This is a genomic window from Flavitalea sp., from assembly GCF_035489435.1.
Taxonomy (GTDB): Bacteria; Bacteroidota; Bacteroidia; order Chitinophagales; family Chitinophagaceae; genus DATHKG01.
In genome coordinates this window covers 89,234-105,228 of record NZ_DATHKG010000165.1, presented here as the reverse complement: position 1 = coordinate 105,228, position 15,995 = coordinate 89,234, and the positions used below count along the sequence as shown (strand labels likewise).

Sequence of the window (15,995 nt, the reverse complement as noted above, 5' to 3'; positions counted from 1 at the left end):
AATTTCTCTAACTAAGATGCCACCTATTCCCGACTTTGTAAATTCAGTTTATCATTTGATCCCTGGTTGTAAAATCTTGTACCCTGTTTTTGCTTTCTCGTCAGCAACCATTTTTTTCACATCAGCGAGTAGTTGTTTTGCGTCATATATGATGCCATCTTTGATGGTATATTTTACACCACCAACACGAATCACCTGGTCATTTTCAACCAGTTTGATTGAACCTGTTCCATACAGCGTTTGAAGATTTGCCAGTGGGTTTTCTTCGACAATCACAAAGTCTGCGAGCTTCCCAACCTCAACAGTCCCTATTTCTTTATTCATTCCTAATGATTCTGCTCCATTTAATGTAGCTGCTTTGATAACCTCCAGTGGATGAAAACCAGCTTCACGTAACAACTCCATCTCACGCACATATGAAAAACCATATAACTCATAAATAAATCCTGCATCTGTGCCGACTGTTACCCGACCCCCACGATTTTTATATTCATTTATAAAGGTCATCCAGAGCTTATAGTTATTCTTCCAGTCGATTTCCTGTTCTGTGCCCCAGTTGTGCCAGTAAGAACCATGTGAGTTCCAACTCGGCGTATAAAATTCCCATAATTTTGGCATGGTATATTCCTCATGCCATTCGGCACGACGGGCCCGCAGCAAATCCCGGTTGGCTTCGTAGATGGACATGGTGGGAGACAAAGAAAAATCGAGCGAGATCAACTCATTCATCACCTTGTTCCATTTCTCTGAAAATGGTGCGGCGGCTTGTTTCCACAGGTTACCAGCCTCTCCGAAACGATCCTGTTCGTTCTGATAATTATAATTCAGAGAATAATCCTGCACTGTCCGATCCGTGAACATAGCTTCTGGAAGACCATACCAGTGCTCCATAGAAGTGAGCCCTGCCCTTGCACTATTCAAAACATTCCACCCACCCACATGGGTTTGTGAATGATGCATTTTTGAACGCAAACCCAGTTTTTTATTTTCATCAAATGCGGCAGCCATTATCTCCGGCGCGGCGCCGAAAAATTTTATTCCGTCTGCTCCCTGCTTCGCATTTTCGCGTACCCATTGACGTGCCTGTTCGGGAGTAGCAAGAGTCGTGGTTGCCTTTGCTCCAAACCGGTTAAATGCCTGTATCCTTGGCGCCGTGATTTCGTTTTTATTGCTTTTTTGTTTTTGATCCAGCACCCAGTCTAATCCGTTCATACAGCCAGGTTCCGCGATCGTAGTAATACCATGAGCCATCCATAATTTAAAAACATATTCTGCATTTGCACCCTGTTGTGCTCCGCCAATATGGCCATGTGTGTCAACAAAACCCGGCATCAGGTACATTCCCGCTGCATTGAGTTCTTTGCCACCTGGTTTGAGCCTGGGTCGCCGGGATGAATCAACGGGCAGGCCAGGTGTTCCAACTACCTGCACAGACACAATCCGGTTTTTTTCAACTACGATATCAACAGGTCCTATTGGCGGCGCAAGAGTTCCATTGATAAGCGTTACTCCACGAATGATCAACTGATCCCATGGACCATCACCTTCTTTACGCGGTGGTGCTTTCAAAGGAGTGGAAGACTGGCTGAAAGCAAAAGAAAATGAAAAAAGACAGGAAAATACCAGGATGGTTTTGGAAATGAATTTCATGTAAACTGCTTAGTATAAGCAGCAAATATGCACAATCTTCACTATGGATTCCCAAACGGTATTGTATTTTTATTTCTTCTCTCTTTTATTGCACTTGATTTTTCAATAAACTTGTTCTTACGATTTTTTTGTTTTACCAGATCAAATGCATCGTATAACTGCCCTGTTGCCGTAAACGCCTGGTATTGTAAACGATCTCCGTTGACGGTTATGACCTGGAACAACTGGGTGTTTTCAGCTGTCCGATCAATTTTTGCATTATAATTTTTCCAGAGACTGTCAGAAAGCGTATACATTTTACCACCACTCACTGAAACTACGTAAACTGTTCCGCCATCACGGGTATTAACGCCGGTAGAAGCGTTTTTTGAATCAGGGCCGGCCTGTCCTCTTGTGTAAGTATGATCATGACCTGTTAAGACCAGGTCCACATTATGCTTATCAAATACCGGTTTCCATAAATCCCTGAGTTGCTTGTTATCTCTGTCACCTGCCCCGGAAAAAACAGGATGATGGAATGTGGCGATTGCCCATTTGTTAGGATTATTTGTCAGTATCGAATCCATCCAGACAGCCTGCGCCTCCAACATTCGGTTGGAATTCAAACAAACAAACCGAACACCCTGATAATCGTAATAATAAGAAGTTTCTTTAAGCCCTTGCAGACCATTTTCGGGTAAAGTAAACTGATGGTTCCATTGAACCGACAAAGTACTTCTTGATTGTGTATCACCGGGATTGTAAGGTCCATATTCGTGATTGCCCGGTACCGGTACGCTTGGTAACATACCGTGCAACCATCCACCTGCCATATGCCACTCATGCCATTGCCTTTCGCTATGAGAATTGTTAATAAGATCCCCCGCGTGAATAATAAACCTGGCTTCAGGAGCTTTCTTAAACCCTTCGCGGATTAAACGAGACCAAAGTTCAAGTATGTAATTCTGTGCATCACCAACATACAAAAATGAAAATGGTCTGGCCGTCTTGCTGGCAGTTCGAAACTGAAACCATTCACTCCAATGAACACCGTCCCCAACACGGTAAGCATACATTGTATCGGCCAATAAGTTTTCGAATTTTACAGAATGATAATTGGAAATCACTTCAGCTAATTTAATCTTAGTAGCATCCATGGTCTCTGTTTTTGCAGTCTCACGTATTGCATTTCGCCAAAAACCAGGTGCTCCGTCTGAAATTGCGATTTCTGCAAAGCCTTTTTTTACGGAAGTGTCGGTACGCCAGGTCAGGCCTTGTGACTGAGAAGGATCTCCCGAAAAAGTTAAAATGATATGATCAGGCAATTCGGTCGGCCTCGACCAACGGACCGGATAAAATGGCTCAGCCCTTTGATTCGTTTGTTGAGCTGTAACTGAGGAAAAAAGAACCAGTACACAAAATACTGTGAAAAACAATTTAGGAATAATCATAATAACATTGAAGGATTACTTTGTAAAAAGAATATAGTCTGAAGCAATAACTGCTTCAGACTATACAATGTTATGGACATCTTCCTTTGATGTTAACAATTCCTTGTAATGTTATTATTAATAAATCCAGAAACCCATTTATGATAACGCCCAATCCGGTCTTATAAAATGACAAGTGTATCCCCCTGGATGTTTACGCAGGTAATCCTGGTGTTCGACTTCTGCCTCCCAAAAATCTGAAGCGGGGGCAACCTCGGTGACAACCGGGCCCGGCCATTTACCACTGGCATCCATTTCTTTTATCAATGCTTCAGCTGTTCTTTTTTGTTCATCATTCAAATAAAAAATTGCTGAACGATAGGAAGCTCCCCTATCATTCCCCTGACGATTGCGGGTAGTCGGATCATGGATCTGGAAAAAAAATTCAAGTAAAGTCCTGTATGAGATTACTGAGGAATCAAAATCGATTGCGATTCCTTCTGCGTGATTGCCATGATTTCTATAAGTAGCATTGGGTATTTCCCCACCAGTATACCCCACAACTGTTTTTTTAACCCCGGGCAACTCCCTGATTAACTCTTCTACTCCCCAAAAACATCCCCCGGCAAGTATTGCTTTTTCGTGGCTCATTGATTTTGAATTTTATGAAAGCTATTAAGCCCGGTCTTAAGACCTGACCCGAATATAACCATCAAAAATGCAAATTGTTTAAATTACTATTGAGCTTATTCTAAAACAAATTGAGCGTTGAATAAGCAACCTGAACATCTATTGGAACATTTGCCTTACCACGGCTTCCTTCAAAATGTTTAGGGCTCAGCTTGTCTGTTTTTTTGAGCCTGGAACTTTCTGAATTTTGGGGTTCCCGGCTTTCTGACTTATCAGGAACTGAAGGAACTGGGTTTTCAGGCTTGACAGGCACAGATTTTTCTGATTTGTCTTTAGCCGGTTTTTCAGGTTTACCCTTAACAGATTTTTCTGATTTGTCTTTAGCTGCTTTTTCCGATTTGTCTTTGGCCGCCTTTTCAGGTTTACCCTTAGCAGGCTTTTCGGATTTGTCTTTAGCCGGTTTTTCTGATTTTTTAGTTCTGGGACTGTCTGGCTTTACCCTTGGCGCGGGCGTTTTTTTGGGTTCAACCGCTGGATGTTGTGGTTCACCCGGATCCTGGGGTTGCGAAGGCATTCGTTTTTTCTTTGGTGTTGCCGGAACTCTCGGCGCCGTTGCGGGAACCCGCTTTTTTTTGTGAATGGCATTCTGGTCTACCGGGGTCGTATCCGCCTGGCCTGAAAACTTTTCCTCAAGAACAATATCACTATTGTTGTGCATTAAACTTAATACAGTCTGTAACCCTAAGTTCGCAGATATTTCCTTGCCGGTCTTAATTGTAAGATCGCCCACATGCGCTGCGTTTACCGAAAATGAAACCAATCCTTTTACAAGTCCCAGCTCAAGCTTATCGCCGGCTTTTGCGTTTACTTTCACTATTCCGGAAACCTGCTCAACCAGGATACTGTCAAAACCTCTCGAACTGAGGTCTCCGTTTAAAATCCCGCTGATCTTTGCATTTCCCTGGCTGAGTTTTATTTTCCCTGCCTGTTTCAGTCGCCCGGCAAACAGATTGCCATATTGTTGAGTGATATCGATAGGTCCTTCGTAATCACCGATAATGATATCACCAAACTCATTATGTATATCCAGTGCAAGACCCTGAGGCATTTGCACGAGGTAATCGATGCTGCAATCAACATCACCATTATTATCTTTTTGCTTCAACCCGGAAAAAAAAGTACTGCATGAAATAAGGTACTCATCCCGGCTTTCCTTTATCCCTGGCTTCCCCATTGCTGTTATAGCAGCAGGTTTGTGTAGCCCTTTACCGGTAATGCGAACTGTGATCCGGATTACAGACTCCTTCCAGGTCTGGATTGTAACACTACCAAATCGATTGTCGATCAACAGCCGTTCTTTATTGAGTTGGTTGTAGAATTTAATGACTTCCCTGGATGCAGTATCCGTAACGCCTGCTTTAACGTCTGTGAAAAGCAAAACGCAGTAAAACAGTGACACAAACTTAAAGTTCTTCATCTTTTTCTTTTTTTAGGTGTTGAAGCAATGCAAGTTGGTTATTGATTACCTTCTCCTGCAATCGCAGATTCGATACCATCATTTGTAAAATTTGTTCCTTGCCAATTTCTCCAGCCAGTTTTTCTTCAAGATCACTGAATATTTCCCTTAGTTCATTGACACCCTGATCGAGCTCAATCCGAAGAGCTGGCTCACCGATTAAAAAAACTTCGATTTTTTTCTCCTGCTCGGCAACCTGGTTTTTATATACAAGCACGGTTTGTTGATAACGGTCATATATAGACGAAGTATTGCTGATGTTTGAATGCTGGTCTGCCGATGCTGATTCAGGTATAGATTTGAGGTCATTTTTGTAAAAGATGTAGCCGAGCACCAGCAAAATTATGCCCGCAGCAGCGGCAAATTTATACTTATACCTGGCTGCTATTGAAAGCTTTTTCGGCTGTTGATTGACTTCAAGTTTCGACCTTAGTTTTTCCCAAACCTCAGGAGAAGGTTTATCCTGCTCAAGTTGTTCCCTGGCTTTCTTTAAAGCGTTCTTAAAATTATCCTCCATAAAAAAGGTGATTTATCTTTTTTGAAACTTTTTGTCTTCCTCTGGCATAATGGCTCCTTGCAGTAGATGAAGGCATCCCAAGCAGTTCGCCGATTTGTTCAAAACCCAGGTCTTCAAAAACATGCAGACTAATAATAATTCGCTGGCTATCGGGCAATTGACCAAGTTCAAACCGGACAGCATTTAGCCTGATCTGATATATTTCCTCATCCAGTATTTCATCCTGTTGATCGTGTTTGTAAGTATGCTCCAGTTCAACCCAGTTTGTTTTTTCCCTTTTTATATAGCTCAACGACTTGTTGATTACAATTTTTTTCAGCCATCCGGGAAATGCCTGGCTATCCTTTAATGTTTTCAGTGTGTTAAAAGCCGTTAGAAAAGACTCCTGCAGAACGTCTTCCGCATCTGTGCTGCAGTTGACGATACGTAAACTGGTGTGGTACATGGCCTGGCTATATTGGTCATAAATTAACTGAAAAGCAGGCATGTCGCCACTTTTACAGCGATCGATCAGTTCTGATAACCTAAGGTCCTGCAGTCGATCCTTCAAATGTTAAGATTGATTTCTATTTAAGGTAACCATAACCACAAATTCGTTGCAGGTTGAGACCGTGTTTTTTTAAAACAATATTTCCTTTTTTTACGCAGGTTATCATGTTATATATTCCTGCAACTGTACTGCTCCGTTACAGGAATTGATTTATAAATTTTAGATAAGGGTTATTGTTCATGCCGTTCAAGGATTTTAAACGTTTAATTCGATAATATTCTGTAATTTATAGTAACTCCCTTCCCCTTGAACCATCTCATTCACCTAAAAACTGTTTATATGAGTAAGTTCAACTTCCACCTCTTTTACTCAGTTATTAACTCGTTTGTCTTTCTTCTGTTTTTTCACGCAGCGGAAGCTCAAAATGGCACCGTTAAAGGTATAATCAGGGGATCTGACGGGCTACCGCTTCCCAGTGCAAGTGTGCTCCTCAAAGGAACCGGGTCCGGAACAACTTCAGATAACAATGGAGCTTATTCGATCAGTGCCCCGGCCGGAAAACAAACGCTACTTATTTCTTTTGCAGGCATGACAACCAAAGAGCTGGATGTTACTGTAATTGCAAACGCTACTACCGAGCTGGATGCGCAGATGGATGTTACCCCCGATCTGACTATGGTTACCATCATCGGCTCAAGAAGTCCATCACGCACCCGTGTTCAGACACCCGTGCCTGTAGATGTGATACCCATCAGCCAGATTGTAAATGAAATAGGACAGGTTGATCTCAACCAGATATTAAACTATGTAGCTCCTTCTTTTCAATCGGCGCGGCAAACGATAGCCGACGGTACTGACCACGTGGATCCGGCTCAGCTCAGAGGATTAGGCCCTGACCAGGTGCTTGTACTGATCAATGGCAAAAGAAGGCACCAGTCAGCGCTGGTAAATGTAAACGGAACCGTTAACCGGGGTACAGTAGGTACGGATCTTAGTGCGATCCCGGCAGCATCAATTGAAAGAATCGAGATCCTCAGAGATGGGGCCGCTGCACAATATGGTTCTGATGCCATAGCCGGTGTAATAAACATTGTCCTGAAAAATACTACCGGGATACTAACCGGATCTATAAGTTATGGAGCTAATGTAACCAAGTATCCGAAAAACTATGCACAGTATAAACTCACTAACAAATCCGATGATCCGGATGTAAGTGAAACAGATGGAAATACCATCCAGGCCTCCCTGGGATATGGATTCAAAATTGGAAAGGGTAATCTGAATCTGACCGGCGAATACCTTGACCGCAAATCCTCGAACAGGGCAGGCACTTATACCGGTGCCGTATACCCGAATGTTGGTGGGGTAAACAAGGATGATTCGATTATGGGTGCACGCGGAGAAACCCGGAATAATTTCGACATGATTATCGGTAACTCCGATATTCAATCCGGTTCCGTCTTTGCAAATTTTACACATCCTACAGGTGATAAAGGCGGAATCTATGTCTTCAGTGGTTATACCGGAAAAAAAGGACAGGCGGCTGGCTTTTATCGTTATCCATCAGGCGTACCTGGGGCCGCAACAACTTATGCCAACCAGGTATTTGCGATGTATCCAAGTGGTTTCCTTCCTGAAATTCACAGCGACATTGTAGATTTTTCAATCGCAGGTGGCTTTCGGACGAAGCTGGGAGAATGGAACTTCGATATCAGTAATACTTATGGTATAAATATGTTTGACTTCAGTGTTGAGAACTCTGCCAATTACAGCCAGTTTGCAGTTCCCGGAAATAAACAAACTTCGTTTGATGCCGGTGGTTTAAAAAACTGGCAGAATACTTCCAACGCTGATTTTTCAAAAAAGTATGATATACTGGAAGGTCTGAATGTGGCCACAGGACTCGAATACAGGGTTGATGCCTTTGGTATTACCAGTGGAGAAGAGGCTTCATATAAGAATTATGATATCCCTTCCAAAGCAGCTGCCGGAGCACAGGTGTTTGCGGGTTTTGTAAATGCCATCGGTGATACAAAAACACGAAATTCCAAATCGATTTATCTCGATCTTGAACAGGACCTTACAAAAAGTCTACTCGTGACTGCGGCACTACGTTTTGAAGATTACAGTGATTTCGGATCCACTTTTAACTACAAGTTTTCGGCCAGGTACAAGTTTGGCGATTTCCTGAACCTGAGGGCATCACATAGTACAGGATTCCGGGCGCCTTCCATGCAACAAAAATTCTATGCAAAAACAAATACATTATTTGTTTCCTCCGGCGGCCAGTTGGTTCCACAGGAAGTTGGCACTTTTACAAATGATAGCAAAGCAGCAGAGATACTTGGCATACCCGAGTTGAAACAGGAAACCAGTAAAAACTATTCAGTAGGCCTTACTGCCGTGCCCACTAAAGGTCTTGAAATAACGGTTGATGCCTACCAGATTGATATTGATGATCGCATTATCCTCACAAATAATTTTAGTGGCGGTAATGATCCTCAACTTAAAGCTGAACTTGAAGCAGCAGGCGCGAGCCAGGCCAACTTTTTTACAAATGCAATCGACACAAGGGCAAGGGGTCTTGAAGCAGTTGTAAGCTATGTTCACAGTTTTGACGGCAAACATTCATTGCGTACTGTTTTAGCGATGACATTTATAGATAACGAAGTAAAAAAGGACGATAATGGAAATCCTATAATACATGCATCGCCTATACTTGTGAACAGTGGTCAGCTGGGAAGTTATTTCAACCGGGAAGATCAAAGCCGCATAGAGGTTGCAAATCCGAAAAGCAAAATCAATCTTGCATTCAACTATAAATATGGCAAGTTTGGTGCAATGCTTCGTTTTGTACGATTTGGCAAAGTAACTTACCTGGATCCGACAATTAATCCCGCCAATCCGGCTGCGTTCCCGGTTAATGCTTTCACCGGCAAAGCAGAGACGTTGGATCAGACCTTTGATGCAAAAATTGTTACAGATCTTTCTGTGTCTTACCAGGTCGCAAAATACCTTGGATTAACTATCGGCGCAAACAACCTGTTTAACGAATACCAGGACATGCACTTACATAGTGGTAATATGAGCCTGGGAAGATTTATATATAGCCGCAGGGTACAGCAAATGGGTTTCAATGGTTCTTATTTCTTTGGACGATTGAGCCTTAATTTGCCAACAGCAAAATAGTTTCATACAGCAGCGATCACAAAATCCCCCGTTCGAATGGACGGGGGATTTTGTTTGTATTGAGAAACGATGCGGTTATTATTTGAACTGCGCTGACATCTGTTGTCTGAATACTTCGTTACCCAGTTTAAGCCTTTGGGCATACATAGCAAGCGCATCCTCGCCGGCAACATATCTAAGTTGATCCTTGCCATCGGTTGCGGCTTCAAAAACAACTGATGCGATGGATTCGGGTGTTCCAAACTGTAGTGCACCGTTGGGATCGTTGATGCCTGACACCAGTTTTTGAAATAATAGATCATAGTCTTCATGCTTTGCAAGATCTAATGATCTGCCAATGAAATCTGTCGATATGCCCCCAGGTGCTACAGTCTTAATAGTAATATTATGCATAGCAAGTTCATGCGACATGCTCTCGCTCCATCCCTCCAGTGCCCACTTAGTTGCGTGATAAAGACTGCTTAGCGGATAAGTGATCAGTCCACCGATTGAAGTAGTTGTAATGATCATACCCGATCTTCTTTCCCGCATGTAAGGAAGAATGGCTTTTGTAACACGGACCACACCCATGAAGTTGGTATTCATTTGCCTGGTGATCTGTTCATCTGAATAACCTTCGAGTGGACCCATCAACCCATAACCCGCGTTGTTGAACAGGATATCGACCGGGTACAAATCTGTTGCTTTTTTAATTGTTTCTTCAATCTGCCTGGAGTTTGTCACATCCAGTGGCAGCACAGTAATGTTTGGAATCGATGCAAGTTCCGCCCCCGCAGCCGGGTTGCGCATAGTGGCAATAACGTTCCAATCTTTGCTGGCAAATAGAAGAGCACTTGCTTTTCCTAAACCTGTTGAGGCACCAGTGATGAGAATTGTTTTCATGATTATTTTGTTTTAATGAAGGAAGTGAAAACTGTTTTATGAATTAGCGTTGATCTGTGTTGTTTAAAAACCATTCTTTCGTTTGTTTAATAGAGTAGATATCATTTTGTTATAGAGGCAAAAACTCCCCTGCCCGAAAAATTCAGGTATTAATAATCTTCAATATTGTTGTAGTGATTTGTTAGCCCTGTACCACTGATGGGTTAATACCGAAAAATTGTTTGAAGGAATAAGAAAAATGTGACAGGCTTTCAAAACCGACTTCATGGTACACGTCTGACGGACGCTGTTGTTTTTCTTTGATAAGATACCACGCTTCCTCCAGCCGTTTTTGTTGAAGCCAACGATTTGGCGTTGTATGGAAAACTTTTTCAAAATCGCGTTTGAAGCTGGCAAGGCTGCGGCCGGTCAGGTAAGCAAACCGTTTCAGGTCCACGTTGAAACGGAAATGCTGTTGCATGAAAGCTTCGAGGTCAATCTTACCTGGCTGTCCAAAATCAAACAGGATATTTTGCAGTTGAGGACTTATTTGTATCAATAACATCAGGGCCTCATTTCTTTTGAGGTTAACGAGGTCAGTTGGCAGGATATCATCAAAATAGGGAGCCAGAGACTGGAAATAATGAACCAACAGTGGAGTTGAGTTCTGCAGCGTAACCGCCCGGTCGGATTTCGGTGGATTAACAACCCTTTTTCCATATTGCTTCGCGAAGGCTTCCAGCGAAAGCTGATCGAAAATAACAGTAATACATCTGAAACTGCCACTTTCATCCGGAACCTTTATAAATTTAGCCAGGAAATTTTTCCGGTAAAACAGGATCTCCCCCGCCTTGAAGGTTCTTTTCTCCCCCGAGTCAATCACTATCAGTTCACCTGAAAAAATATAGCTGAGGCCGTGTTCACTTGTAAACTGTTCCCCTTCCTGGCGCTTTTCCAGGTAATGGGAATAAACGATGCCCGAATATCTGTTTATTTTTGTGCTTTCGTTTTTCATGATTGTTCATTGTATCGATCACACAAAGTTGCTATTAAAATTGATAGCCAGGTTTCGCCAGCGGCTCAAACTTTGTTTCGTGTGAAGCTCAGCTGAAAACAGCATACTGATAATGTAGATCTCCCGGAAACAATTCTTAATGTATTTTTGGAAATTTTCACAAGCTGAAAATAATGAGGTCCAGATAATTTTTTTTATAAATTCGATTCTCTACCTTCAATAACTCAAATCTTCAAAGAAAGGTTACTTAATCCTTCCATTACTGATATCCAAAGAAAGACGACTTTCATTTGCACTGGCTTTCACAGATTCCCGTCTGGCACTAGTTGTTAATAAATCCCCTATTGTTAACTCTTCAAACAATGCTAACATTAATTGCAAATAATAGTTACATGCAGTTTATGTTCGGAACATAAGTTTTCTTTCAAACCCCTTTCAGGCAATTGTGGTGATATTGATTTTCTTCCTTTCGCATAATTCTTACCCGCGTCCCCGATCATCAAAATATTTTTCAGGATAACTGCATCCCTATTGACTCCCGGGTCCTCCCTGATACATCAACTATCTTTTGAAAATAGTCTGCGTTTAAAGCTAAGATTAGTATTGCAGTTTTGACTTCCATTAAGGATGTTCAATTCTATTCAACATTTCTTTCACCCTTAAAATTGTTGATTATGCAAATGCCACCAATTGAGCAAAACCATCGTTTGAAGATGGTTATTATCATCATGATTTTAGGATTATTATCTGGATGTGTAAAACATGACCCATTTCCACCCCCCGACAGGCAGGAAAAGGCTGATGTAGTTTATGACTGGTATAAACTTATCCTTAAAATTCAGCTGCAAACAAATCCGGCACCAAATGTAATTCAAAACAACAGGGACTTAGGCTATCTCGGAGTAGGACTTTATGAAGCAGTGCATCATGGTATAAAGAAGTCAGTGAGTCTGTCTTCAAAACTTTATCAAATGCCATCTATGCCTGATCCGGAAATCCACAAAGATTATCTCTGGGGGGCAAGTGCTAACGCCTATATTGCAAGCATGCTTAGGCAGCTTTTTCCAGGTCTCACCGTTGCAAATAAAACCAGTATCGACTCCCTTGAAAATGCCTGGAAGCAATACTTCAATGTAAATACGACCGATGCAGTGATTGAACGTTCAGAGACTTTTGGACGTGCCGTTGCAACCATCATTTATTCCTGGTCAACAACTGATAAATTTAATATTTCCAGTGTTGGATATGTGTTACCTGTTTTCCTGGCTCATGGGAGCTTACCCCTCCCGGATTTGCCAATCCTGTGGGTCCTTTCTTAAAGGACTCAAGGCCTTTTCTGGTTCAAGTCTTACCTCAACAGATCCTCCTCATTTGCCTTATTCCGAACTACCTTCATCGGACTTTTATAAATCAGCACAAGATGTTTATGATGTAGGCAAAGCCCTTACGACTGAGCAAAAAACGATTGCTAATTTCTGGGCAGATGTCGGTGGCGTTGGCGTGAACTACCCAGGTCCGGGGCATCTAGTTGCCATAATAACCGATGTTCTGCAAGAAAAGGATGCAAAGCTTGGGCAAGCTGCAGAAATTTATGCTAAAACCGGGATTGCACACAAGGACGCCTTTTATAGAATCTGGAAGACAAAATATCTGCATAATCTTATACGGCCGGTTACCTATATTAAGAAATTCATTGATCCAGGGTGGCTTCCCCATTTAATTACCCCGGCATACCCGGACTATCCTTCAGGTCTGGCGGGCATTTATACTCCTATCATGAGGGTATTGACAAGAGAATTTGGTGACATCCCGGTAACGGACAAGACTTATGTGTGGAATGGATCCGCTGCCCGACATTATGCTTCTTTTACAAAATTGGCTGAAGAGGCAGCTATTTCCAGGCTCTATGGAGGTATACATTACCGGTGGACACAGAATTATACTTTGGAAATTGGCAAAAAATTTGGCGATGAAATAGCTGATATCAACTTAACGCCGTCTAAAAGTAAGTCAGGCTATTAAGATAAACTGAGCTACAATTAATAACAGATTTCTGGTTAGTCGTCTGCAACCATGCGAAACTTCATTTAGTTGAAACAATTAAGAAGTGGATACTTTTTGGATGTTTCGTATGGCTGTCAGGCTATTTAAATTATTTTGGTCGTAAATTAGGAGTGAACAATTTAATTCCGAATTTTTATACCGGAATATTCAACACCTAAAACCTGGTCCGATGGCAACAACAAAAACCAAAGCCTCAGAAAATAATGTTACTGATTTTATCAAAAGTTGGGCAGAAGAAAAAAGACAAGAAGATAGCTTTAAGCTTATTGAACTGATGCAAGCCGCTTCCGGACATGAGCCAAAAATGTGGGGACCAACCATTGTAGGGTTTGGAAGCTATCATTACAAATATGATAGCGGCCATGAAGGTGATGCGCCGCTCCTGGGATTCTCGCCACGGAAGGCAGCTATCTCCCTATACGTTTACACCGGGCGCGAAGACCACAAATATCTGCTCGAAGGATTGGGAAAATTCAAAATCGGAAAAGTCTGTATTTACATCAATAAACTCTCAGATATTGATGAAAAAAAATTGAAGCTGCTTATGAAAGAATCTTTGAAATATATGAAAGCAAATTATAAAACAAATTAAACTGCTTCCACTACTTAATAAATTCTCCTTCCAAAAAAAATCTGTTCAACAAAGCGCTTATTAGTCATCAACGAAATGCGTTTTGACCAAATCCCCCCCTACAAAGTCTGTTTCACACCCCCTCAGAACACAATTAAGAACATAAGTTTGATATAGTTGAAAAGCACCCCCTGCCAAAAGAAGAGCGGCTTGCCCAGTTGCTATAACCAGGGCGGGTAGGCAAAAAAAAAATTAATGACCGGATGAAAATGAAACAAGGTGAATTTATTGCGTTGTCTGCCTGCACTATGATGCTGACGGCTTTAGGTATTGACGTCATGTTGCCCGCATTTGGCGAAGTTCGCAAACATTATGGACTAAGTCCCGAGTCTACCGCTCCCGCCCAAATAATCACTTTCTTTTTTATGGGCCAGGTTGCACAGATTATTTTCGGGATACTCTCCGACCGTTTCGGAAGACTGGCAATCTTACGTATCGGGTTCCCGCTATACATCATAGGAGGCATTACAGCGGCTTTTGCGCCGAGCCTTGAACTTATGTTAGCAGCACGTTTTGTTGCCGGTATCGGTGCTTCAGCAGTGTTTATGACAACCATAGCAGGTGTTCGTGATCGTTTTGTAGGCGATAAGATGGCAAGTACAATGTCGCTGATACTTACAGTCTTTCTATCCACACCTGTCTTTGCACCTTTCCTTGGATTGGCAATTCTTTCTGTTGCATCCTGGCAGGTTGTATTTCTTTCGGCTCCTATATTTGCGGTGCTTGTGTTTATCTGGTCGCTAAGGCTGGAGGAATCACATCCAATAGAAAAGCGAATTCCACTTAACTTAGCCAGGGTTGGCCAATCAATCCGGGATGTCCTGACTAACCGGGTATTTCTTCGATACACAGCTGTAACTACTGTTCTTTTTGCTGCTTTAAGCTCCTATGTATCGAGTTCCGAACACATAGTCGGAGATATCTATGGCCGGCCGGAGCTTTTCGCCTGGATTTTTGCAGGGATAGGTCTTATGATGTCGCTCTCCAGTTTTATGAACTCTTATCTTTCCACCAGGTTTGGAGCAAGGGTAGCTATAAGATGGCTTCTAACCATTTATACCTTCGTTGGATGCCTGCTATTTATGTTTACATATGTCACCGATGATCCACCGGATATGTTATTGTTCTTTATTGGTGTGGCTTTGCTAATGGGAATTAATCTATCTGTTGAGCCAAACAGCAGTGCCCTCGCTCTCGAGCCTATGGGAAATATGGCTGGGATCGCCTCTTCAGTATATGGTACTTTTTTCTTTTTCGTCGGATCAACTCTTGGAGCAATAATCAGTCATTTAATGGTTAGTGGAGTGTTTCCGCTTGTGATAAGCTTTTTCGTGATAGGTCTCGTCACAGTATTTCTGGTATTCAGTGATCCAAGGCCGGTTGCCAGGCAGTCTTTATAGATTCGGAGTATTTTGAATTTACCTTGAGTTGATCAGACAATGTTTCAAATATTGTTATTGCGTCATTAACACCTCTGCAGTTAAGACAATGGTGCTCCCACAGCAATCTCACATCTGTGGCCGGGTTTTCCGTGGGCAGGATTTAATTTTACCCCAGCTGGCGTAGGTTGCAGGTCAGGAAGCGTTGGTGTGAAACCAGGCATTGCTGGTTTTGCAGCATTTCCTTTATCAGCTAATGGAGCACCTACTTCAATTGAGCAATCATGATAAGGGAGACCGTGGGAAGGATTTGTTAAGGGTCTTTGACCAACCTGGTTGGGAAGACCTGCAGGTGCCTGAGGCAAAGTTATTGCCGGTGGTGGAATTGCGGGCAAAGGTGTTGCTGCAGCAGGTGTCGCCGAATTACCTACGCTTATACTATCTGGCGTAGGATTGCTTAAATCTTCAAAATCATCAGACTCCGATTTACAAGCTATCAATCCTGAAACAAAAAATACAACTAAAAAGACGGTAGATAACAGTTTCATGAATTTATTTTAAAATGTATAATATCGAAGTTGACCTGACTTATTCGGGCAAGTCTTCAATATATTAACGAAAACGGAGCAAAGGTATTGTTATCG

General features: G+C 42.2%; 14 protein-coding genes. 5 read left to right on the top strand and 9 right to left on the bottom strand.

Translation table 11 applies throughout. The features are described from left to right. Positions 1-51: 51 nt before the first annotated feature. The 6 genes from VK664_RS26205 to VK664_RS26180 all read right to left on the bottom strand — a co-directional run bounded on the left by VK664_RS26205 (position 52) and on the right by VK664_RS26180 (position 6,272). Positions 52-1,650 (bottom strand): amidohydrolase family protein, encoded by a 1,599-nt coding sequence (locus tag VK664_RS26205; RefSeq protein ID WP_461401684.1) that lies wholly within the window; start codon positions 1,648-1,650, stop codon positions 52-54. A gap of 41 nt (positions 1,651-1,691) precedes the next feature. Then, a complete protein-coding gene (locus VK664_RS26200; RefSeq protein WP_461401683.1) occupies positions 1,692-3,080 on the bottom strand; it encodes a purple acid phosphatase family protein in 1,389 nt (462 codons plus the stop codon). Between the two features lie 138 nt (positions 3,081-3,218). Further along, positions 3,219-3,710: a peptide-methionine (S)-S-oxide reductase MsrA gene (msrA, locus tag VK664_RS26195; RefSeq protein WP_461401682.1), complete on the bottom strand. Its 492-nt coding sequence runs from the start codon at positions 3,708-3,710 to the stop codon at positions 3,219-3,221. A 100-nt stretch (positions 3,711-3,810) separates the two neighbouring features. Next, positions 3,811-5,166 carry a hypothetical protein gene (locus VK664_RS26190; protein ID WP_461401681.1) on the bottom strand — a complete coding sequence of 452 codons (1,356 nt, stop codon included), beginning with the start codon at positions 5,164-5,166 and terminating at the stop codon, positions 3,811-3,813. Further along, a complete protein-coding gene (locus VK664_RS26185) occupies positions 5,153-5,722 on the bottom strand; it encodes a hypothetical protein (RefSeq protein ID WP_461401680.1) in 570 nt (189 codons plus the stop codon). The genes VK664_RS26190 and VK664_RS26185 overlap by 14 nt, the downstream gene beginning before the upstream one ends. Then, the gene (locus VK664_RS26180; RefSeq protein ID WP_461401679.1) at positions 5,712-6,272 is read right to left on the bottom strand and encodes an RNA polymerase sigma factor; all 561 of its coding nucleotides are present in this window, start codon (positions 6,270-6,272) and stop codon (positions 5,712-5,714) included. Before VK664_RS26180 ends, VK664_RS26185 begins: the two co-directional genes overlap by 11 nt. Positions 6,273-6,551: 279 nt before the next feature. Here VK664_RS26180 and VK664_RS26175 point away from each other — a divergent pair, with 279 nt between their 5' ends. Continuing rightward, positions 6,552-9,401, top strand: a complete 2,850-nt coding sequence (locus VK664_RS26175; protein WP_461401678.1) for a TonB-dependent receptor — start codon at positions 6,552-6,554, stop codon at positions 9,399-9,401. A gap of 78 nt (positions 9,402-9,479) precedes the next feature. On the opposite strand, the gene VK664_RS26170 is transcribed toward VK664_RS26175, so the two are convergent. Both VK664_RS26170 and VK664_RS26165 read right to left on the bottom strand, forming a co-directional pair. Beyond that, positions 9,480-10,283 (bottom strand): SDR family oxidoreductase, encoded by an 804-nt coding sequence (locus VK664_RS26170; protein ID WP_461401677.1) that lies wholly within the window; start codon positions 10,281-10,283, stop codon positions 9,480-9,482. Positions 10,284-10,464: 181 nt separating this feature from the next. After that, positions 10,465-11,277, bottom strand: a complete 813-nt coding sequence (locus tag VK664_RS26165) for an AraC family transcriptional regulator (protein WP_461401676.1) — start codon at positions 11,275-11,277, stop codon at positions 10,465-10,467. Positions 11,278-11,951: 674 nt separating this feature from the next. On the opposite strand from VK664_RS26165, the gene VK664_RS26160 reads away from it, so the two are divergent. The 4 genes from VK664_RS26160 (at position 11,952) to VK664_RS26145 (ending at position 15,372) form a co-directional block, all read left to right on the top strand. Further along, a complete protein-coding gene (locus VK664_RS26160; protein WP_461401675.1) occupies positions 11,952-12,596 on the top strand; it encodes a hypothetical protein in 645 nt (214 codons plus the stop codon). 52 nt (positions 12,597-12,648) lie between these two features. Beyond that, positions 12,649-13,299, top strand: a complete 651-nt coding sequence (locus tag VK664_RS26155) for a vanadium-dependent haloperoxidase (RefSeq protein WP_461401674.1) — start codon at positions 12,649-12,651, stop codon at positions 13,297-13,299. 211 nt (positions 13,300-13,510) lie between these two features. Further along, positions 13,511-13,933 (top strand): DUF1801 domain-containing protein, encoded by a 423-nt coding sequence (locus VK664_RS26150; RefSeq protein ID WP_461401673.1) that lies wholly within the window; start codon positions 13,511-13,513, stop codon positions 13,931-13,933. Between the two features lie 242 nt (positions 13,934-14,175). Next, entirely contained in the window at positions 14,176-15,372 is a 1,197-nt protein-coding gene (locus VK664_RS26145) for an MFS transporter (RefSeq protein ID WP_461401672.1), read from the top strand. Positions 15,373-15,452: 80 nt separating this feature from the next. Here the strand turns inward: VK664_RS26145 and VK664_RS26140 are convergent, their stop codons facing one another. Further along, positions 15,453-15,899 (bottom strand): hypothetical protein, encoded by a 447-nt coding sequence (locus VK664_RS26140; RefSeq protein ID WP_461401671.1) that lies wholly within the window; start codon positions 15,897-15,899, stop codon positions 15,453-15,455. Positions 15,900-15,995 lie beyond the last annotated feature (96 nt).

What these genes read in the sequence shown, in the direction of transcription:
- VK664_RS26150 (WP_461401673.1), top strand. Translation starts at nt 13,511, where the DNA reads ATGGCAACAACAAAAACCAAAGCCTCAGAAAATAATGTTACTGATTTT.
- VK664_RS26175 (WP_461401678.1), top strand. Translation starts at nt 6,552, where the DNA reads ATGAGTAAGTTCAACTTCCACCTCTTTTACTCAGTTATTAACTCGTTT.
- VK664_RS26200 (WP_461401683.1), bottom strand. Translation starts at nt 3,080, where the DNA reads ATGATTATTCCTAAATTGTTTTTCACAGTATTTTGTGTACTGGTTCTT.
- VK664_RS26165 (WP_461401676.1), bottom strand. Translation starts at nt 11,277, where the DNA reads ATGAAAAACGAAAGCACAAAAATAAACAGATATTCGGGCATCGTTTAT.
- VK664_RS26145 (WP_461401672.1), top strand. Translation starts at nt 14,176, where the DNA reads ATGAAAATGAAACAAGGTGAATTTATTGCGTTGTCTGCCTGCACTATG.
- msrA (WP_461401682.1), bottom strand. Translation starts at nt 3,710, where the DNA reads ATGAGCCACGAAAAAGCAATACTTGCCGGGGGATGTTTTTGGGGAGTA.
- VK664_RS26185 (WP_461401680.1), bottom strand. Translation starts at nt 5,722, where the DNA reads ATGGAGGATAATTTTAAGAACGCTTTAAAGAAAGCCAGGGAACAACTT.
- VK664_RS26160 (WP_461401675.1), top strand. Translation starts at nt 11,952, where the DNA reads ATGCAAATGCCACCAATTGAGCAAAACCATCGTTTGAAGATGGTTATT.
- VK664_RS26170 (WP_461401677.1), bottom strand. Translation starts at nt 10,283, where the DNA reads ATGAAAACAATTCTCATCACTGGTGCCTCAACAGGTTTAGGAAAAGCA.
- VK664_RS26190 (WP_461401681.1), bottom strand. Translation starts at nt 5,166, where the DNA reads ATGAAGAACTTTAAGTTTGTGTCACTGTTTTACTGCGTTTTGCTTTTC.
- VK664_RS26140 (WP_461401671.1), bottom strand. Translation starts at nt 15,899, where the DNA reads ATGAAACTGTTATCTACCGTCTTTTTAGTTGTATTTTTTGTTTCAGGA.
- VK664_RS26205 (WP_461401684.1), bottom strand. Translation starts at nt 1,650, where the DNA reads ATGAAATTCATTTCCAAAACCATCCTGGTATTTTCCTGTCTTTTTTCA.